A 19,823-nucleotide genomic window follows, 5' to 3' on the forward strand; every position below is an offset into this window, starting at 1 on the left:
GGAACAAGAGATGAATCATTTATATGAAGGAAATTTAGTTGGCACAGGATTAAAAATCGGAATCGTGGTAGGGCGTTTTAATGAATTTATTACAGGGCGTTTACTTAGTGGAGCAGAAGATGCGCTTAAACGTCACGGCGTAGCTGATGAAGATGTAGATGTGGCTTGGGTACCGGGCGCTTATGAAATTCCATTAATCGCTAAAAAATTAGCTGAATCTAAAAAATATGACGCGGTTATTACACTAGGAACGGTTATTCGAGGAGCTACTCCACACTTTGATTTTGTATGTAATGAAGTAGCAAAAGGCGTTGCATCTCAAAGCTTACAAACAGGCGTACCAATTATCTTTGGTGTATTAACAACTGAAACAATTGAGCAAGCAATTGAACGTGCAGGAACAAAAGCAGGAAACAAAGGATGGGAAGCTGCAGCATCAGCTATCGAAATGGCTAACCTTTCAAAAATGATTGAAGGATAATAGAGGACGTTCCAATTTTTGTAAGTTAAAGAGTTAAAAGAGGCTGAAACAAAAGTATGGTAGTTGAAAGAAGATCCGAACGATGAATCGTTCGGATTTTTTCATGGTTAGGGTTACATTACAACGTAGGTTTCCTGTATGTAGGCTTCTAACTGTTGAGTGGAGAGCAGGGCCAAGGCTCCTGTAGGAAAAGCGAAGCCTTGCAGGGAAATCACCTGCAGTGCAGCAAGCCATCCATACTATCTCATGTATCCGATTTGTTCGCCTTTAGATTGGATTGATGTAGTATGTCTCAATCTCTTTTGAATAGAAGCTAGCTATGTATAATTTGGCTAAAACGTCTTACTCTAAGTAATAATTAGGTCGTAAAAGGGAGACGTCTATGCCTCATTATACTGCTTTTTTTGCATTGATTATTATCAGCACAGCCGTTTTGCTTACAGTATTCATACGTAAAAAAGATAAAAAGCTAGTCGTTTTGCTTTTTTTTATCATTGGAATGGCTTATGTACTAGAGTATGTTGTATTTGTGTTGTTTGAAAGTTACGAGTACGATCCTGATTTTATGACCAATGAATATTTTGATAATTTGTTTGGGTCCTTAACTTCTCAAACGTTTGCTTTTCCAATCATGGCTATGGTGGTAGCTGCTTATCAATTAAAATTTCGCTATATTTTAATCATTTCGGCTATGTTTATGGGGATTGAAGAATTATTTTTACACTGGGATATTTATACACATCACTGGTGGAAAACAATTTATACAGGCGTTTTAATGACTATAGGCTTTAGTATTTCAAAGATTTGGTATGTATGGCTAACAGAACGGTATATGACATTTGTACATTACGCTACATTTTTTCTGGGAATGCTCGCCATTACTTCTACTATTATGTTTCTGCTGTTAGTATATTTTCATAACAATTGGTTTTATACAGGATGGTTTGCGTCGGCTACTCATGATTCCGTAAATGCAACGATGATTTATGTTTGTATTGTTACGATTCTCCTCGTTTGGAGTGTAGTCAAAGAATTTTTTATTGGAGCTGGGATCATTATAGCGGGGCTGCGTATAGTAGATATTTTACTAATTCACTATGGGATTTTACTGGTATATATTACCACTTCACTTGTTCTTTTTACGCTTTTACAAGCGGGTATATTCATTCTGAGCGTTATGCTTCAACATTTTATTATGAAAAATTGTTATGGGACGAGTAAAAAAGACGTTGCGTTTCCAGCGAAGAACTACTAAGATAATACGTAACTCAAATAGTTTAGTTCAATAATATTTGAAACAAAGAAAAATGAATTGACGGTTATGCGTATTATTTGTAAGATAGGAAAGCAAATAATAGAAAGCCGAAACAGGGGAGTGAAGGATTCGTGAAAGAGTCCTTTTTTGTAGAAAAGGTACTTAATAATAATGTATTAATTGCTAAACACCTTACCTATGATGAAGTTGTGCTAATTGGGAAAGGAATAGGGTTCAACAAGAAAAAAGGCGATGAAATCGATGCAAAAGCTGTGGAAAAAATGTTTTTGCTAAAGAGTGAAGAAGAGCAAGAACAGTACAAGCAGCTTTTAGCTCAGGTGGATGAAGATGTAATTGAAATGATGAATGATATTGTAACGCATATTCAAAAACGCGTTAATATCCCTTTGAATGAGCATATACACATTTCATTGACAGATCATATCGCCTTTGCGATAAAACGTTTTCAGCAGGGGATGGGTCTTAAAAATCCATTTTTACTTGAAACAAAAGCCTTATATCCAGAGGAATATACGATCGCATCTGAAGTGGTAGAGATCATTAGTCGTAAAATAGGCGTGCAGCTTCCGGTAGGAGAGATTGGTTTTATCGCGCTTCATATCCATAGTGCGCTGACTGAAAAAAACCTGTTAGAAGTGAATCAAGACTCGCAGCTTATTCAAACGATCATTAATGTGATTGAAGAATCGCTTCATCTGCAGGTAGACAAAGAATCTGTACACTATATGAGATTGATTCGTCATTTGCATTTTGCCATTGATCGAGTAAAAACAGGAGAAAAAATAGAAGAGCCAAAAAAAATTGCTTTGCTATTGAAAGAAGAATATCCTCTGTGTTACAATGTGTCTTGGAAAGTGATAAAAGTAATGCAGCAAGCGTTACATTTACCTGTGTATGAAGCAGAAGCAGTTTACTTAACGATGCATTTGCAGCGACTTATAACAAAAACGGATTTATAAAATCATTTCAATACGTGTTACTGATACGATCAGGCATGAGTGAGAAATGAAGCGATGTGTAATTGGATGAGTATATCCATTTGTCGTTTCTTTTTCCTCATGCCTTTTTTTGTTATAAGAAAGCGCAATCATTGAAGACTTCGCCTCATAACACCGGGAAATGTAATGAGTTTTCTAGTTAAAGAAAGCGTTTTATGAAAGCGCGTTAATGATTCACGTATCAAATAAATAGCTTGTTGCACACTAAATATATAAAAGGAGGTAAGCGCCATGTTTAAAAAACTTTTTGGAGTATTACAAAAAGTCGGAAAAGCGCTTATGCTACCGGTTGCGATTTTACCGGCAGCAGGGATTTTACTTGGAGTAGGGACAGCGCTTCAAAACCCTACATTGTTGGATGCAGTACCGGCACTTGGTGCAGACTGGGTTCAATTAGTTTCAAATGTTTTGTCGCAGGCGGGTCAAATCGTATTTGACAACTTATCGCTATTGTTTGCCGTTGGTGTTGCCGTTGGTTTAGCTGGTGGTGACGGTGTAGCAGGTATTGCTGCAATCGTAGGTTACTTAATTATGAACAAAACGATGAGCACAATCTTAGTTGCTACAGGACAGCTAGATCCTGACAAAATGGGTGCTAATCCAGCTTACACTAGCATCTTAGGAATTCCTACGTTAGCTACGGGTGTATTCGGGGGTATCATAGTAGGTATTTTAGCTTCATCCATGTATAATCGTTATTTCAATATTGAATTACCATCTTACTTAGGGTTCTTTGCAGGAAAACGATTTGTACCAATTATTACTGGGGTATTTTCAATTCTTTTAGGTGTTATTATGATTTTCATTTGGCCGCCAATTCAAAGCGGATTAAATGCTTTCTCTACCAACATGATTGATGCAAACCCAACTTTATCAGCGTTTGTATTTGGATTAATTGAACGTTCATTAATTCCATTTGGACTTCACCACATCTTCTACTCTCCGTTCTGGTTTGAGTTTGGTGATTATGTCAATAAAGCAGGTCAACATATTCATGGTGACCAAAAGATTTTCTTTGCTCAATTAGCAGATGGCGTGCCTTTAACAGCAGGAACATTCCAAGTTGGTAAATTCCCGTTCATGATGTTCGGATTGCCAGCAGCCGCTCTTGCGATTTATCACGAAGCGCGTCCTGAAAACAAAAAATATGTAGCTGGTATCATGGGTTCAGCTGCTTTAACATCTTTCTTAACGGGTATTACAGAGCCGCTTGAGTTCTCATTCTTATTCGTAGCACCAGTATTATTTGCAATTCACGCAGTATTTGCTGGTTTGTCGTTTATGGTTATGCAATTATTAAATGTTAAAATCGGTATGACATTCTCAGGTGGGGTTATCGATTACGTTCTATTTGGAGTTATGCAAAACCGCACAGCATGGTGGCTAGTTATTCCAGTAGGTTTAGTTCTAGCAGTTATCTACTACTTCGGTTTCCGCTTTGCAATCCGTAAATTTAACTTAAAAACACCGGGTCGTGAAGATAAAGAAGAAGGAGAAGAAGATGTAAAAGTAGAAGCAGCAGAGCTTCCGACAAATATTTTGGCTGCACTTGGCGGTAAAGAAAACATTACACATTTAGATGCTTGTATTACGCGTCTACGTGTTTCAGTAGATGATGTGGGTAACGTTGATAAAAACCGTTTGAAAAAACTTGGAGCAGCTGGTGTTCTTGAAGTTGGTAACAATATTCAAGCTATTTTCGGTCCGAAATCTGACACGTTAAAAGGTCAAATTCAAGACATTATGAATGGCAAAACACCGGTTGTCACAAAAGAAGAGACAAAAACAATTGAAAAACCTGTTGCAACATCTGAAGTAGGAAGCGATAATGGTAATGATATTGTTTCACCGATTGAGGGAGAATTGGTACCTTTATCGGAAGTACCAGATCAGGTATTTTCACAAAAATTAATGGGTGACGGTTTTGCGATTATTCCGAAAACAGGCACAGTAGTTGCACCAGTGGACGGAAAAATAGTAAACTTATTCCCGACGAAACATGCTTTAGGTATTGAATCAACGACTGGACGTGAAATTTTAATTCACGTTGGTATTGATACAGTTAATTTAAAAGGCGAAGGTTTTGAAGCTTTAGTTGCCCAAGGCGATGAAGTGAAAAAAGGACAGCCTCTATTGAAAATTGATTTAGACTTTGTAAAAGAAAATGCGCCATCGACGATTACGCCGATCATTTTCACGAATTTACAAGCTGATGAAAAAATTGATATCTTAAAGCAGGGCCAAGTTTCTCAACAAGAAGCAAATATTATTAACATTTCAAAGTAAAAAGGAGATTGATTTAACATGGCACAAAAAACATTTACAGTAACAGCAGACTCAGGAATTCACGCACGTCCAGCAACAACTTTAGTACAAGCAGCAAGCAAATTTGATTCTGACATCAACTTAGAATTCAACGGTAAAACTGTAAACTTAAAATCAATCATGGGCGTTATGTCTTTAGGTATTCAAAAAGGCGCTACAATCACTATCTCTGCAGAAGGTTCTGACGAAGCAGATGCACTTGCTGCTCTTGAAGATACAATGAGCAAAGAAGGATTAGGCGAATAATGACAAAGGAAATTCAAGGCATTGCCGCTTCTAGCGGCATTGCTATTGCTAAAGCATTTCGTCTAGAAAATCCAGAATTAACCGTTGAAAAAAAATCAGTAACTGAAGTTGAAGCAGAAGTAGCACGTCTAGAAGCTGCGCTAGAAAAATCAAAATCAGAACTTGAAATTATTAGAGAGCACGCTCGTAAAGAACTTGGAGATGACAAAGCAGAAATCTTTGAAGCTCACTTATTAGTTCTAAGCGATCCTGAACTTATTAATCCAATTAAAGATAAAATTACGAATGAAAATGTAAACGCTGAACATGCACTTGATGAAGTAGCGGCAATGTTTATTAATATGTTTGAGTCAATGGACAATGAATATATGAAAGAACGTGCTGCTGATATCCGTGACGTAACAAAACGTGTATTAGCTCATCTTTTAGGTGTAAACGTTTCAAATCCAAGCTTAATCTCAGAAGAAGTTGTCATTATCGCAGAAGATTTAACGCCGTCTGATACAGCACAGTTAAATCGTAAGTTCGTAAAAGGATTTACAACAGATATTGGCGGACGTACTTCTCACTCAGCAATTATGGCGCGTTCAATGGAGATCCCAGCTGTTGTAGGTACAAAAACAGTTATGGAAGACATTCAAAACGGCGTATTAGTAATTGTTGATGGTTTAGATGGCGAAGTTATCGTTGATCCAAGCGAAGAAACAGTAAAAGCTTACGAGAAAAAAGCCGCTGAGTATGCAGAACAAAAAGCTGAGTGGGCTAAGCTTGTAAATGAAAAAACGGTTTCAGCTGATGATCATCACGTTGAACTTGCAGCTAACATTGGTACACCAGAAGATGTAAAAGGCGTATTAGAAAACGGCGGCGAAGGCGTTGGCCTTTATCGTACAGAATTCTTATATATGGGCCGCGAAGATCTTCCGACGGAAGAAGAGCAGTTTACTTCTTATAAAACAGTTCTTGAACGTATGGAAGGCAAACCAGTGGTTGTTCGTACTCTTGACATCGGTGGAGACAAAGAGCTTCCTTATTTAAATCTACCAAAAGAAATGAACCCATTCTTAGGATTCCGTGCCATTCGCTTATGTCTAGAGATGCAAGACATGTTCCGTACACAGCTTCGTGCGCTTCTACGTGCAAGCGTATACGGTAATCTGAAAATTATGTTTCCTATGATCGCTACTGTTGATGAGTTCCGTCAAGCAAAAGCTATTCTTTTAGAAGAAAAAGCAAAACTTCAACAAGAAGGCGTACAAGTTTCGGAAGACATCGAAGTAGGGATGATGGTAGAGATTCCTTCTTCAGCGGTAATCGCAGATTTATTTGCTAAAGAAGTAGATTTCTTCTCTATCGGAACAAACGATTTAATTCAATACACGCTTGCTGCTGACCGCATGAATGAGCGCGTGTCTTATTTATATCAACCGTATAACCCAGCGATTCTTCGCTTAGTGAATATGGTAATCAAAGCGGCTCACAAAGAAGGTAAGTGGGTAGGCATGTGCGGAGAGATGGCAGGAGATGAGATTGCCATTCCAATTCTTTTAGGCTTAGGCTTAGATGAATTCTCAATGAGTGCAACATCTATTCTGAAAGCTCGTTCTCAAATCCGTCAATTATCAAAAGCTGATATCGAACCTCATTTAGATACAATTCTATCAATGTCTTCTACGGAAGAAGTTATTGAGTTCGTAAAATCAACTTTTCATATTGGATAATAAAAAGGTGTGATCATATATGATCACACCTTTTTTATCTTTTAAGCGAAAATAGTAGGCAGAAGCATATTCGCAAACAGCATTGTAAGAAGTGCTGCTACGATCATGCCAAGGCTAGAAAAAGTACCTTCAATTTTTCCAAATTCAAAAGCTCTTGCTGTACCTGTCCCATGGGAAGCTACTCCTAAAAGAAGACCTCTTGCTAGGGAAGAGTGCAGTGCGAGGAGCTTAATGAGTTTTGGAGCGACTATACATCCCACTACACCGGTTATAATCACAAACATAATGGTAATATTCGGATCTCCTCCTAGCGTCTGAGATACATTAACAGCAATAGGAATCGTAACCGATCTTGGAATCAAGCTATGAACCAGCGTTGATTGTAAATGAAACACTAATGCTAACAGCATGGAAGATATCATGGCAGCAAACGTGCCGAGCCCTACGCTTAAGCTGATTTCAACACGATGTTTTTTGAGTAAATCAAAATACTTAAACATAGGAACAGCAAAAGCAACGGTTGCTGGTCCAAGCATAAAGCTAATAGCACTGGCGCCTTGCTTATAATGATCATAAGAGCCATTCGTTACTAATAAGATGCCAATTAAAAGAATGGGGGCTAGTAAAATAGGGGAAACTAGCATAGACTTATATTTTTTATAGAGCACTTTTGTGCCGACATAAACGAGCAGTGTAAGCGGAAGAGCAATCCATGTGAGTAATGTCATTTTAGCGAACCTTCCTTTCTTCTTGAAATATGTTCTGCAATGATTCCCGTTACAGACATCACAATAATCGTACTGATTGTGATAATAATCACAATCTGGATTCCAAAATGCATCAATACATCTCCATAATTGATGAGTCCAACGACGGCTGGTATGAAAAATAATAATAGTTCTCCCACTAACAGTGTTCCACCTTGTTCAACCCAGCTTAATTTAATTACTTTAAAGTACAGTAAGAAAAACAGTAAGAAAAATCCGATGATACTACCTGGCACTGGGAGGTCAAACCACTGTGAAATACTTTCTCCTATTAAAAACAGAGCCGTTAGTAATAAAATCTGTAAAATCACCATAATCAGTTTCATGATTAGCCTCCTTTATTTATGTTTTTATTCATTCATTCCTAGTTTGTTGAGACAATAATGGAGTCGTCTATGCTGAAAAGACGACTCCATCATGGGAAAAGAGAAACTATTTGGATTTTGCAAATGGGGATACAACTTAAGTAAATGAATGCTACACACTTATCTTACAAAAAAACGACTATAATATGAAATATATAATAACTATGATAACTATTCTTTTTAGTTATAGTCGCAAGAAATCTCTTTACAAATGCGTTGGTAACCTTTTCAAAAAAGAGTTTGTGAAATATAAGGTGTAATTATTTAATAAAAGGCAATCAAAAAAAGAAATTGTGACATGCCTACATCCATTCAATCTAAAGACGAACCAAGGGGATAAATGATTTAGTATGAATGACTTGTTACACCGCCATGAAAAAAATCCGAACGAGTTTGATTCTCCATCAAGAATCAAACTCGTTCGGATTTTTAATTAAACTACTTTTGTCTTAGCTTTGTTAAACTGTACTTTTAATATAATCAATAAAAGCCTGCGTAGCATAAGAGATATATCGATCTTTTTTAACGATTAAAGCAATTTCCCATGGAATAGCATTCTCGAGATTAATTACTTTCATATGCTCCAAATCAAGCTTTTCACATAATGAATAAGGGAAAAGAGCAATGCCGAGATTAGCAGCTACCAGCTCTCCAATGAAGTCCCACTGAGAGCTTTTAAAAGCAATATTAGGCGTAAATCCATTTTTTAAACATTCGTTATAGACCATTTCATGCATGGTGAAGTCTTCATGAAAGGAAATAAGCGTTTCGTCTTTTAACTCTTTTAATGAAATCGTAGAATGCTGAGCCAACGGATGAGATTTATGCACAACAAGCTGCAGCGTTTCTCGAGCTAAAGGAGTCGTAAAGAACATATTTTCATCAACTGGAAGTAAAACGACCCCCACGTCCACTTCTCCTTGTTCCACAAACTTTTGCATTCTTTTAGCGCCATATTCCACTAATTGAATATGAATCTCAGGGTATTGCTCTCGAAATGCTTTAATAATAGTAGGAAAAAACAATGTACCAATAATAGGGGGAATGCCTATTTTGATGGTTCCTCTTTTTAAATGCATTAAATCATAGAGGGAATCCGATAAATCTCGGAGAGAAGATAAAATGCTTTCAGCTTGCTCGTACACAATCATTCCTGCATCGGTAAGCTGGACTTGTTTGCCAGCTCGATCAAACAAAGGTGTGCCGAGCTCTTCTTCTAATGATTTAACCATTTTACTGAGAGAAGGTTGAGAAATATGCAGCGCTTCAGAAGCTCTTGTGAAATTTTTATGTTTAGCCACTTCTGTTAAGTAATGCAAATGGCGAACATCCATTTTGTATACCTCCGTGTTCATACATGCTAATTAATAAGATACACACATTCTACCACATTCACGATCAGCTCTATACCTTTCTTTCCTATCCAATAAAATGATCAGTAGAAGGGGGAGTGAATACAAAAGAAATTGCCAACAATATATATTTACACATTGTTTATTTTAGAAGTATAATATATAAATCAGTAGAACGGTTACATATCGATCACAGAATCAATCAATAAGGTGGTTAGAACGGTTGAGTAAAGCAGATGAAATAAGAGATATCGTTTATATTAATGGCCATGTAAATAAAAAATGCTTTATTACATATGGAATTGAATTTAAAGAGTTTTATCATTCCCTTCCTACGCCGCTTGCAAATATATTATTGTTAAAGCACGGTTTTGAAGACAGTGATTACCATTACCAAACCCATATGGACTACGTAGAAGAAGAACAAATTCATCTTTTAGCAGAGGATGATGTTTATAATTATGGCGATTTTTGTTGGATTGATTTTGAGGATATATCTTCGTTGGATTTGTTAGAACCTCAAGATATTGCAGCGCTGCTGTATTTAGGTCATTTAAAAAAACCGCTCAATTCGCCATTTAATAATAAACTCGGTAATCAATTTGTTTATTTAGCTCACGATGATGGATTTTATAACAAAATCTATTTTCGAGACGTGTATGATATGAAGCATATTTTAAGCCGAATCATTCCGTTAAAAATGTCAGCAATTAAGCAAAAAAGATTTGTATTTAGAAGGAAGAAGTTAGAATATCCGATCTTGCCGCTCGTGTTAGCAAATACGCTTCTTACTTTAACGAATGACGGTTTGTTTATTGATTTTGAACATATGGTTCAATCCCGTAAAGATATTAAAATTCCTTTGTATACAATCGGTGATTTTGACGATATGAATGAAATGTATAATGATCGGTTTGAGCACAAAGAGATGAGTAAATTGCAGGCGCATCTTGTTCTGACTCATAAAGAACTGGAGTGGAGCATTGAAGAAGTTCAATAATCTAAAAAGAAGTTGAGACATAACGTAATGAATCCAATCAACTGCTAGAAGGAACGAGACAGATAAAACTATATTCACCATCACAAAAAAACGAACCACTAATCAAACATGTTGATTAATGGTTCGTTTTTCACTTGGGCTAAAATGCTTTTGTCCCAGCCTCTTTTTGAATAGACGTGTAAAATGGATTTTTCCATTCCATTAGTATGGCGTAGTTGTGTGAATCTTCATCTTCAATATAATTTGTTGCGAGGCCAATAGGCGTTCTGCCACAGCGCATCAAAAAGGTCATAACGGGGTCGTAGAGAGTTCCGGCTGATACAAGGTTCATATATTCAACGGGCGTGTACAAGGAAGACACTGGTGCGTATCCAGGGATGCGGCACCCGCCGAGCAGCCTTTCTAACTTGTAATGAATCACCACGTCATATAAAGACTGCAAAAGAAGCTTGCCAAGCCCCATCGATCGATGCGAAGGAGTGACGCACACGTCTACTACATAAAGCGTATTACCAGAAGGGTCGTGCGTATGAATATATCCGCTTCCTGTTACTTCATCCCATGTGTGAGCCGCATTTCCTTCCACTGAAACAATCGCGCTTGTGATAGATCCGCATATTGTCCCGTCTATCTCCACGCATAGCGCTCCATCCGGAAAAAGGGAAACATGGTTATTTAACTGATCTTTGCTCCATAATAATTCAGAAGGGAAAGGAGGGGGAAAACTTTCTTCTTGAATCCGAATCAACTCATCAAAATCATTCGATGTATATGATCGTACCGTACATATTACAGGCTTATTTTGATGAAAGACAAAGCATTGCTTTTTATACACTGCTTTTTTGCCTCCTTTAAGAAATAATTTTCAGATAATTAAGTATACCATATGGAAAAAAGAAATTATTTCATATTTATTGAAGAATTTGACGAGAACGTGATAAAGTTAAAAAGATTCGAACTATTAGACGAGGTGAAAGAAATGGATGTTGAATTAAAAGGAAAAACAGCGCTTGTATTTGCAGCCAGCCAAGGGCTTGGCAAAGCGATTGCTGCTAGGCTCGCAGAAGAAGGCGCAAACGTTATGATTGCAAGTCGTTCAGAAGAGAAACTAGCCCAAGTAGCAGAAGAGATTTCATACCTTGGAAGCGGACAAGTGTTACATAAAACGGCAGACGTTACAAAAACAGAGGACATTCAAGATGTTATTCAATATACAGTAGATACGTTTGGAACTATTGATATTTTAATTAATAATACAGGAGGTCCTAAAGCTGGGAACTTCCTTTCGTTAACAGATGATGATTGGAAGCATGCATTTGAGTCAAATCTCCTCAGCTATATTCGTATTATTCGTGAGGTAGTGCCCTTTATGAAAAAGAGCGGAGGACGTATTGTCAATATTGCTTCTTCTTCCATTAAAGAGCCAATTGCTGGACTTATTCTGTCAAATACCTTCCGTACAGGAATCGTGGGACTTACGAAAACACTTGCTTCAGAACTAGCAGAGGACGGTATCTTAATTAACACGGTTGCGCCAGGAAGAATTGCAACAGACCGAGTGAAAGAGCTAGATACCATTCGTGCTGAAAAATTGGGAGTAGATGTTTCAGAAATTGAAGAAGAGATGAGAGACCAAATTCCTCTTAAGCGCTACGGTCAGCCTGAAGAGTTTGCTAAAGCCGTTGCTTTCTTTGTCTCGGGAGCGAATTCATATATGACAGGCCAGTCATTTCTAATCGACGGAGGCATGGTGAAATCCATTTAGTTACATAGAAAAACCCTGCAGCTGCAGGGTTTTTTGTTAAATCCAAGTTGTAACTTGATCTAATGGTAAACGATCGCTAGCATGTGCTTCTTTAGCTGCTTTTCCAACTGAAATAAGCATAACTGGAATGTATCGATCCTCAATTTTAAACTCTTCTACAAATTTTTGTGCGTTAAATCCGCCCATTGAACATGTGTCATATCCTTTTGCTTTTGCTGCAAGCATGAATGTCATAGATGCAAGCGAAGCATTTGTAAACGCGGCATCGCGGGCAAAAGCACCGTTTTTATAAGCGCCATTAATTTGTCCTGACAAAATGTTTTTTACGTCTTCTGTCATGTGACCTGCTTCGACTAGTGGGTTGTACACGTCATCTACATTTTTATTGGCTTCTAAATCACCTAACACAGCTACTACAGCGCCTGCTTCTGTAATTTGTTTTTGGTTGTAAGCAATTGGAAGTAGACGTTCTTTCGCATCTTGGTCTGTAATAACAACGAAATGCCAGTGCTGTAAGTTCCAAGCTGATGGTGACTTCACTGTTGCTTCTAAAAGTTCCGTTAATTCTTCTTTGCTTAATTTAGCTGAAGAGTCATATTCTCGAATCGATGTACGTTCATTTACCACATCAAAAAAATCTTTTGTCATAATAAAAACCTCCGTTAAAAGTATGTATTTCTTTAGTGAATCGATGCACATTTTATAATGATACACTATTGAAGTCAATTTATATGCTTCTAGTATACCCGCTCTTATGTGCTATCACTCACAAAAAAATGCATACACTTCTTACCACCGGTTTAACGTGATTGACGAGATGTAAGATAAGCTTCAATTCGATCACAGGCTTCACGCAGCGTGTTCATGGAATACGCATACGACAGGCGTACATATCCTTCACCTTGGGAAGAAAAAGCGCTGCCGGGTACTAGTGCAACACCCGCTTCTTTGACTAACTCCAGGGCAAAATCAAATGAATTACTGTGGAAGTTCTGGATAGAAGGGAAGATATAAAAAGCACCAGTCGGCTTTTCTACGTCAAATCCCATGTTTACTAGTCGGTTATACACATAATTCAGTCTTTGTTCGTATTCTTTTTTCATATCCACCGCATCGTTTTTACCTGCTGTCAGTGCCTCGAGTGCAGCTGCTTGAGAGACAGAAGAAGCACAGCTCACGTTGTATTGATGAACTTTTAAAATATGTTTGGCTAAATAAGAAGGAGCAAATAAAAGACCAATTCGCCAGCCCGTCATGGAGTGAGACTTTGATACTCCGTTAATAACAATTGTTTTCTCTCTCATAGATGAAATGGAGGCAATGGACTGATGTTTTTTATCAAAAACGAGCTCGCTGTATATTTCATCAGATAGTACAAAAATATTTTTATCGCTTAAAAGAGCGGAAATTTCTTCTAATTCTTGCTGTGACAACGTCACGCCTGTAGGATTAGACGGATAAGGTAAGATGACGCATCTTGTTTTAGAGGTCAAATGTTGTTCGATTAAATCCGCAGTTAGTCGAAATCCTGTTTCGGTTGTATCAATATGTACAGGTTTAGCGCCGTTTAACCGGATAAGCGGTTCGTATCCTGGATAAACAGGTCCAGGCAAGATAACTTCGGAATCTTCTTCTAAAATGGTGCGAAGAGCAATATCAATTGCTTGACTAGCTCCAATGGTCACAATTACTTCATCCGCTGGGTTATAGTGCAAGTCATATTTTTCTTTGACAAATTGAGCTGCTGCCTCGCGCAGTTCGATTGTTCCAGCATTGTGGGTATAAGAAGTTTGGTTACCATCAATTGCAGATTTTGCCGCTTCTTTTACATGCTGTGGTGTTAAGAAGTCAGGTTGTCCAATTGTGAGGGATAAAACATCTTGGTATTGTGAGACCATATTATAAAATGTACGTATTCCTGATAGTTCAATTTCTTTGACACGTTTATTGATTAAGTGCTCCATGGTTTCAAATCCTTCCGCGTATTTTCAACTCATTTTATCACAATGAAAATAGGTAAAAAACCACTATTTGCGCATTTTGCAAATAGTGGTTTTAAGTTAGGTGTTATATAGCTTATTATAAGCAGTTGTTAGTTCATAAAATTGTTCTTCATCTCTGTTATCTAACGCATCGTCGATAAGAGATTTCAAATGCTGTTTATTAAAGTTTGTACTCATAGCCGTTAAAATACGATCAGCTTCTTTTGCGTAATAGTGTTGGTAAGGTGTGTACTGAGATGAGTGAGGATAGTGATTCATATTTTTTCGATAAGAACTCATAACATAAACCTCCTTTTTTAAAATAAAACGCAGCTTCTATTATTTGAAATGTACCCTTTCTATATAGTTGTTAACCCTGTTTTTAACTGCGAATGTGCTAAGGTATGTGTTAGGAAATCAGAGGTTCCTTGCTTCACGTTCAATTCTAGATTCAAAAAAATAAGTGCATAAAAAGACCTGCATATATATGCAGGTCTTGTATATTAGTCAGTGTGTATTTGGCCTTCACGCCAATAAACGGGGGAAACGTAGCCAAAATCAACTTCATGATCGTCCAATGTGACAACGCAGTGATCAGAGCCTTCTTGTTCTTTAATATCTTGATATACAGCTTCTTCTACGTTTTCAATAATGGTCATTTCATTATCGTCATTAAAAAGAATGACGGAGCCTTTCATATTACGAACACCTTCTTTTAAGATTATTCATTCACTTTGTGTAGTATAAACCGTTTTGGCTGTAGAGTCCACAGCTATCTTCGATTTCTTGTTAAAAATTTGTGAACAGGCTTTTAGGAATGAATAAGAAACCCTCTAAATAGAAGAGTAACCGACTTGTCTATTCTTTCTTGAAGGGTAGCAGAGTCGGGTTGGTTAGTACACCAGTAGAGAAGGGTGCCAAAAAAATTAAGTATAGCAATAGAAGCCATTTCTTCGGCAGGGATATCGACTATAAGTTCACCTCGGTCTTGTCCTGTTTGAAAAACTTTTGTAAAATGAGCGCGCATTTTTTCAATTTGAAGAATTTCAGATTGTTGAAAGGAACTGTTGGTAATAGCAATATGAAACCAAGAACGGATTAGGTGAGGGTTCGCTTCTTCGTTTGATTGTGCTAGTAATAAAAACAGTTGTTTAACAATGGCAGCAGTTGATTCTTCGGTTTGAAGGAGCTGTTCTAATTTATAGGAGATACGGTTTGTGAAATTAATTCCAAGGTAGTGAAGAACTTCTTCTTTTGTTTTGAAGTAATTAAAAAATGTTCCCTTTGCTACACCCGCTTCATGCGTAATTTGAGACACAGTCGTTTTTTGATATCCCTGCTGTTGGAATAAAGAGATAGCTGCTTTTTGAATGCGTTTTTTTGTTTCTTCTTTTTGTAATCCTCTGTTCATAAATTACACCTCATTTGAATAGGAGTGGTCGTTTGACTCAAGTTCATAAGCTAGTATAGAGAAGTAAAGTAGAGCAAGTAAAAAACTGAGCAGAGGATAAGACGAAAGGGATCAACGCTCATGTTTTTATATAGTATATAATATTCTGTTAATTCGTAAAACAATATTTTATGTATATGTTTTAGGGAAAAAGGATAATAAAATAAGAAAATTTTTCTTTACGGATATAAGAGGCGGTCACTATAATAGGAAATATGAACTATTAGATAAGCGGGTGAGATGAGAGGAGTAAGTGATATGAATCAAGATAAAGGAATACTGTTAGAAAGTGGTACAAACGAACTGGAAATTGTCGAATTTGAGATAGGAAATGTTTTATTTGGCATCAATGTAGTAAAAGTTAGAGAGATTATTAATCCCGTATCTATTACACCTGTTCCAAATGCGCATTCTTACATAGAAGGTATTATAGAGCTAAGAGGAGAAGTTCTTCCTGTCGTTGACATAGCAAAAGCGTTAAAAATGGAACCTTCAAATACGCCGGAAAAAGATAAGTTAATCGTCACAGAGTTCAATCAGCAAAAAATAGTCTTTCACACACACGCAGTAACGCAAATTCACCGTATTTCTTGGAAAGAAATTGAGAAGCCTTCAGATTTGTATCAAGGTTTGGAAACGCAGATTACTGGAGTGGTAAAATTAAACGGGCAAATGCTTCTGCTGTTAGACTTCGAAAAGTTGATTTCTGATGTGAACCCTGATGCCGGTATTAATCAGTCGAAAATAAAAAAGCTAGGGGCTAGAGAACGTTCTAATAAAAAGATTGTCGTGGCTGAAGACTCGCCGCTGCTGCGCCGAATGATTGAAGATACTCTTGCACAAGCAGGTTATGAGAACACGGAATTTTTCGAGAACGGTGAGGAAGCATGGAACTATCTAAGCTCGGTGATCGATGAAGGAGTGGAAATCAGTGATCAAGTCCAGCTGCTTATTACAGATATAGAAATGCCGCAAATGGATGGCCATCATTTAACTAAAAAAGTGAAAGAAAATCCTCAGCTTTCTATCCTTCCAGTTATTATTTTCTCTTCTCTTATCACAGAAGATTTACGTCACAAGGGAAAAATGGTAGGAGCGGAAGGACAAGTAAGTAAGCCGGAAATCGGAGAGCTTGTTGAGTTGATTGATCTCTATATTTTGTAGGAAGACAAAAAAGTGCCTGAAAGCAGATTGCTCCACTTCAGGCACTTTTTTAAAAATAACTTTTACCCAGCGGTTTAAACACAGGTGCTTGCCGTTTTCTTGGAGTCGAAACAGGGCTTTTAGCCGGCTGTACGAGATAACCCGTATATTTAGATAATAAGCGCTTCGCATAAGATAATGACATAGTCGTTTTGGGATTTCGATACTGATGGTTTAAATGGCCGAGGTGTGATAACTCTTTGAAGTCTTCTTTCTTTGGAGGCATATGGAAAAAGTAGTCTCCAACTGATACAAGTACATCTGATTTTTGTTGACTTTTACCAGGGTTTGGCGAAAAGTGAAGTCCTTCTTTTTTTGCTTTTCCTTCTAAAATTAGTTGATCTAATGCAATTTTCTTTAACGTATATAACTGCTTAGGATCAGGAGCAGCTTTTGCGTGACGATTTACAGTGAAAATAGCTTGTGCAATCTCAGATACAGACGGGGTCAAAGAGCCTTGTCCATTTGCTTGAGACATACGTTCACTCCCTTTCTATCATATCAGCTGTTCAACCTATAAGGTGAAAGCTGATACGTTCATTATAGCGTGTCTTGTCCCATTTGAAAATAATTACACGAAGAAGTATTTTGGTAATTAATGAAATTTCCTATGTATAGGGTTTGTTTTGTTACGCTTCCTTATACAAGTAAAGTGGAACAGCACGCCATACTTTCTATTTTTAAAAAATGCTGCTCGCACAGTTAAACAATCATTGATTAGTAAATCCCGAACTATTGAGCCATTCGTCGAGAGGGTCGAATATAAACACCAGTACCATTTGGCACAATTTGAGCTAGCTCATTTACTTGGGCATTATACATACGAATGCATCCTTTGGATACGGCTTTTCCAATAGAACTTGGATCATTTGTTCCGTGAATGCCATATGACTTTTTAGACAAGCTTAGCCACATTGTACCAAAAGGCCCCCCGGGGTTTGGTTCCCGGTTAACGATAACAAAGTCTCCAGTAGGGGTTGCGCTCAGCATTTTTCCTGCTGCAATGGGATAGACTTTTTGTATGATATTATTTCTTCGTAATTCAAGCTGTTTTTCAGCAATAAACACGTGGATCGTGTAAGGAATGAGCTCTTTATCGGGGAGGTTTGGAATGATGATTACTTGCCCAGGCTTCAGCGCATGATGGCTTACAAAAGGATTAGCCATCCACAGGTCTTCAACCGGAATCCGGTAGTCACCTGAAACGCTTTGCCAGGTTTCACCGCGCTTTACTATATATCTCATTAACTTCGCTCCTTTGATATATGACTATGCTGTAACAGTATACGATTGAAAAAAGTAAAAGTGACTTTTTAAAGTTATTTTGAAAAAGGTGTTGAAATTACATTGACTTATAAGCATGGACTGATTGATATAGGTTCAAATACGATACGCCTTGTTATTTATGAATACAAAAAAGGCAGAGGGTTTAAGCAAATTGAAAACGTGAAAGTAGCTGCACGGATTCGAAATTATTTAGATAAAGAAGGAGTGTTAACGGCTAAAGGAATACATACCTTGCTTGATACGCTTAAAACGTTTGGAGTTATTACCAAGCATTATCAGCTGCTGCGCGTTACCTGTGTGGCCACAGCTACCATCCGTCAAGCGACTAATGCAAAAGAAGTTCTAGCCCTTGTAAAAAAAGAAACGGGCTTTTCTATTCAACTATTGTCTGAATATGAAGAAGCGTATTACGGCTTTGTTGCAGTTATTCATTCCACTTCGATCGAAGAAGCCATTACAATTGACATTGGCGGGGGAAGTACGGAAGTTACATATTTTCGCAATCGAGAGTTAGTGCAGTACCACAGCTTTCCATTCGGTGCCTTATCTCTACGTCTGCAGTTCGTCAAAGGCAATATTCCCACTGCAGAAGAAAAAGCGAAAATCCGGGATTTCGTGATCCGGCATTTCCATGCTGTCCCTTGGCTTTTAAATCGTCATGTGCCGATTGTAGCAATTGGAGGAAGTGCAAGAAGTATGGTGCAACTGCATCAAGGTTTTATCCACTATCCTCTCGCGGGGCTGCATCAATATGATATGAATTTAGCTGATATATTGCATGTGAAATCTGCTATAGGCTCGTTGTCTTATCACAATCTTCAAAAGCTAGACCGCTTGTCAAACGATCGTGCGGATACAATTTTGCCAGCGATTGAAGTATTTCAATCATTATATGAAACAGTGAACGCGACTCGCTTCATCCTAAGCCGCAAAGGCTTGAGAGAAGGGGTGTTATTTAAAGAAGCATCTGATGCTAATATCCAGCCAATGTACCTCGATGTCATACAGCAAAGTTTTCAAGAAATAATGGAAGAGTTTGAAGTAAGTAAAGATTACGTCAAACAGCTTACGCGCACAGCTAGTATGATGTTTCAGCATCTTAGGGAGCAGGGACCGGTTGAGTTAAAAGAGGATGACTTAGCGCTTCTTATAAAAGCTGCGCAAGTGTATGATATAGGAAAGTATATTGATGCGGAATCAAGCAGCCAGCATACGTTTTATGTGCTTGCTAATCGTACAATAGATGGAATTTCACATAGAGAACGTTTAAAGCTGGCACTTGTTTCTTCATATAAAGGGAAGTCTTCTTTTAGGAAATATGTTGCTCCTTTTAAAAAGTGGTTAACAAAAGACGAACAAAAAAAAGTCCAGCTGCTCGGTGCACTTTTAAAAATAGCTGATGGCTTACATGCAACAAAGCGAAATGTTGTTCAACATATTGATGTGAAAAGCGATGAAAACACAGTGACGATTAAACTATTATGTACAAAAACCTTTCTTCCTGAACAATATCAGGCTGAAAAACAGAAAAAGCATCTAGAAAAAGTAGTGAAAAAAAATATTGTTCTTGAATTTACTAAGCTTTAGAATAACGCTGGATCGGTT

21 protein-coding genes are annotated in these 19,823 nt (G+C 37.6%); 10 read left to right on the forward strand and 11 right to left on the reverse strand.

Annotation, left to right across the window (positions count from 1 at the left end; translation table 11 throughout):
• Positions 1-10: 10 nt before the first annotated feature.
• The 6 genes from ribH (at position 11) to ptsP (ending at position 7,047) form a co-directional block, all read left to right on the forward strand.
• Entirely contained in the window at positions 11-481 is a 471-nt protein-coding gene (gene ribH, locus CEQ83_RS06555; protein ID WP_013056007.1) for a 6,7-dimethyl-8-ribityllumazine synthase, read from the forward strand.
• Positions 482-863: 382 nt separating this feature from the next.
• On the forward strand, positions 864-1,736 hold the full coding sequence (locus CEQ83_RS06560) for a hypothetical protein (protein ID WP_155017130.1): 873 nt from the start codon (positions 864-866) through the stop codon (positions 1,734-1,736).
• A gap of 131 nt (positions 1,737-1,867) precedes the next feature.
• Positions 1,868-2,716 carry a glucose PTS transporter transcription antiterminator GlcT gene (gene glcT, locus CEQ83_RS06565; protein WP_013056009.1) on the forward strand — a complete coding sequence of 283 codons (849 nt, stop codon included), beginning with the start codon at positions 1,868-1,870 and terminating at the stop codon, positions 2,714-2,716.
• Between the two features lie 270 nt (positions 2,717-2,986).
• On the forward strand, positions 2,987-5,041 hold the full coding sequence (ptsG, locus tag CEQ83_RS06570; protein WP_028414132.1) for a glucose-specific PTS transporter subunit IIBC: 2,055 nt from the start codon (positions 2,987-2,989) through the stop codon (positions 5,039-5,041).
• Positions 5,042-5,059: 18 nt separating this feature from the next.
• Entirely contained in the window at positions 5,060-5,326 is a 267-nt protein-coding gene (locus CEQ83_RS06575) for a phosphocarrier protein HPr (protein WP_013056011.1), read from the forward strand.
• Complete coding sequence (ptsP, locus tag CEQ83_RS06580) at positions 5,326-7,047, forward strand: phosphoenolpyruvate--protein phosphotransferase (RefSeq protein ID WP_013082261.1); 1,722 nt, start codon at positions 5,326-5,328, stop codon at positions 7,045-7,047. Before CEQ83_RS06575 ends, ptsP begins: the two co-directional genes overlap by 1 nt.
• A 41-nt stretch (positions 7,048-7,088) precedes the next feature.
• Here ptsP and CEQ83_RS06585 read toward each other — a convergent pair whose 3' ends face one another.
• The 3 genes from CEQ83_RS06585 to CEQ83_RS06595 form a co-directional block, all read right to left on the reverse strand.
• Positions 7,089-7,775, reverse strand: a complete 687-nt coding sequence (locus CEQ83_RS06585) for an LrgB family protein (RefSeq protein WP_099000144.1) — start codon at positions 7,773-7,775, stop codon at positions 7,089-7,091.
• A complete protein-coding gene (locus tag CEQ83_RS06590; protein WP_014461029.1) occupies positions 7,772-8,140 on the reverse strand; it encodes a CidA/LrgA family holin-like protein in 369 nt (122 codons plus the stop codon). Before CEQ83_RS06590 ends, CEQ83_RS06585 begins: the two co-directional genes overlap by 4 nt.
• Positions 8,141-8,637: 497 nt before the next feature.
• The gene (locus tag CEQ83_RS06595) at positions 8,638-9,513 is read right to left on the reverse strand and encodes a LysR family transcriptional regulator (protein WP_028414130.1); all 876 of its coding nucleotides are present in this window, start codon (positions 9,511-9,513) and stop codon (positions 8,638-8,640) included.
• Between the two features lie 241 nt (positions 9,514-9,754).
• Here CEQ83_RS06595 and CEQ83_RS06600 point away from each other — a divergent pair, with 241 nt between their 5' ends.
• A complete protein-coding gene (locus CEQ83_RS06600) occupies positions 9,755-10,531 on the forward strand; it encodes a hypothetical protein (protein WP_033578396.1) in 777 nt (258 codons plus the stop codon).
• A gap of 139 nt (positions 10,532-10,670) precedes the next feature.
• Here CEQ83_RS06600 and CEQ83_RS06605 read toward each other — a convergent pair whose 3' ends face one another.
• Positions 10,671-11,366, reverse strand: a complete 696-nt coding sequence (locus CEQ83_RS06605) for a GNAT family N-acetyltransferase (protein ID WP_155017131.1) — start codon at positions 11,364-11,366, stop codon at positions 10,671-10,673.
• Between the two features lie 144 nt (positions 11,367-11,510).
• Here CEQ83_RS06605 and CEQ83_RS06610 point away from each other — a divergent pair, with 144 nt between their 5' ends.
• Entirely contained in the window at positions 11,511-12,296 is a 786-nt protein-coding gene (locus CEQ83_RS06610; protein WP_099000140.1) for an SDR family oxidoreductase, read from the forward strand.
• A gap of 36 nt (positions 12,297-12,332) precedes the next feature.
• Here CEQ83_RS06610 and CEQ83_RS06615 read toward each other — a convergent pair whose 3' ends face one another.
• From CEQ83_RS06615 to CEQ83_RS06635, 5 genes are all read right to left on the reverse strand, one after another.
• A complete protein-coding gene (locus CEQ83_RS06615) occupies positions 12,333-12,944 on the reverse strand; it encodes a nitroreductase family protein (RefSeq protein ID WP_014461024.1) in 612 nt (203 codons plus the stop codon).
• A 152-nt stretch (positions 12,945-13,096) separates the two neighbouring features.
• Positions 13,097-14,260 carry an aminotransferase A gene (locus CEQ83_RS06620; RefSeq protein WP_028414126.1) on the reverse strand — a complete coding sequence of 388 codons (1,164 nt, stop codon included), beginning with the start codon at positions 14,258-14,260 and terminating at the stop codon, positions 13,097-13,099.
• 96 nt (positions 14,261-14,356) lie between these two features.
• Positions 14,357-14,578 carry an IDEAL domain-containing protein gene (locus CEQ83_RS06625; RefSeq protein ID WP_028414125.1) on the reverse strand — a complete coding sequence of 74 codons (222 nt, stop codon included), beginning with the start codon at positions 14,576-14,578 and terminating at the stop codon, positions 14,357-14,359.
• 203 nt (positions 14,579-14,781) lie between these two features.
• Positions 14,782-14,976 (reverse strand): hypothetical protein, encoded by a 195-nt coding sequence (locus tag CEQ83_RS06630; RefSeq protein WP_013056022.1) that lies wholly within the window; start codon positions 14,974-14,976, stop codon positions 14,782-14,784.
• A 113-nt stretch (positions 14,977-15,089) separates the two neighbouring features.
• Positions 15,090-15,689 carry a TetR/AcrR family transcriptional regulator gene (locus tag CEQ83_RS06635; RefSeq protein ID WP_013082269.1) on the reverse strand — a complete coding sequence of 200 codons (600 nt, stop codon included), beginning with the start codon at positions 15,687-15,689 and terminating at the stop codon, positions 15,090-15,092.
• 297 nt (positions 15,690-15,986) lie between these two features.
• On the opposite strand from CEQ83_RS06635, the gene CEQ83_RS06640 reads away from it, so the two are divergent.
• Positions 15,987-16,892 (forward strand): chemotaxis protein, encoded by a 906-nt coding sequence (locus tag CEQ83_RS06640; protein ID WP_048020021.1) that lies wholly within the window; start codon positions 15,987-15,989, stop codon positions 16,890-16,892.
• A 49-nt stretch (positions 16,893-16,941) separates the two neighbouring features.
• Here the strand turns inward: CEQ83_RS06640 and CEQ83_RS06645 are convergent, their stop codons facing one another.
• Positions 16,942-17,409, reverse strand: coding sequence for a YkyB family protein (locus tag CEQ83_RS06645; RefSeq protein ID WP_028414123.1), 468 nt, complete (start codon positions 17,407-17,409; stop codon positions 16,942-16,944).
• 254 nt (positions 17,410-17,663) lie between these two features.
• Entirely contained in the window at positions 17,664-18,176 is a 513-nt protein-coding gene (locus tag CEQ83_RS06650; RefSeq protein WP_028414122.1) for a L,D-transpeptidase family protein, read from the reverse strand.
• A gap of 102 nt (positions 18,177-18,278) precedes the next feature.
• Between CEQ83_RS06650 and CEQ83_RS06655 the strand changes: the two genes are divergently transcribed.
• Entirely contained in the window at positions 18,279-19,805 is a 1,527-nt protein-coding gene (locus tag CEQ83_RS06655) for a Ppx/GppA family phosphatase (protein WP_108674523.1), read from the forward strand.
• Positions 19,806-19,823 lie beyond the last annotated feature (18 nt).

The organism is Priestia megaterium, from assembly GCF_009497655.1.
Lineage (GTDB): Bacteria > Bacillota > Bacilli > Bacillales > Bacillaceae_H > Priestia > Priestia zanthoxyli.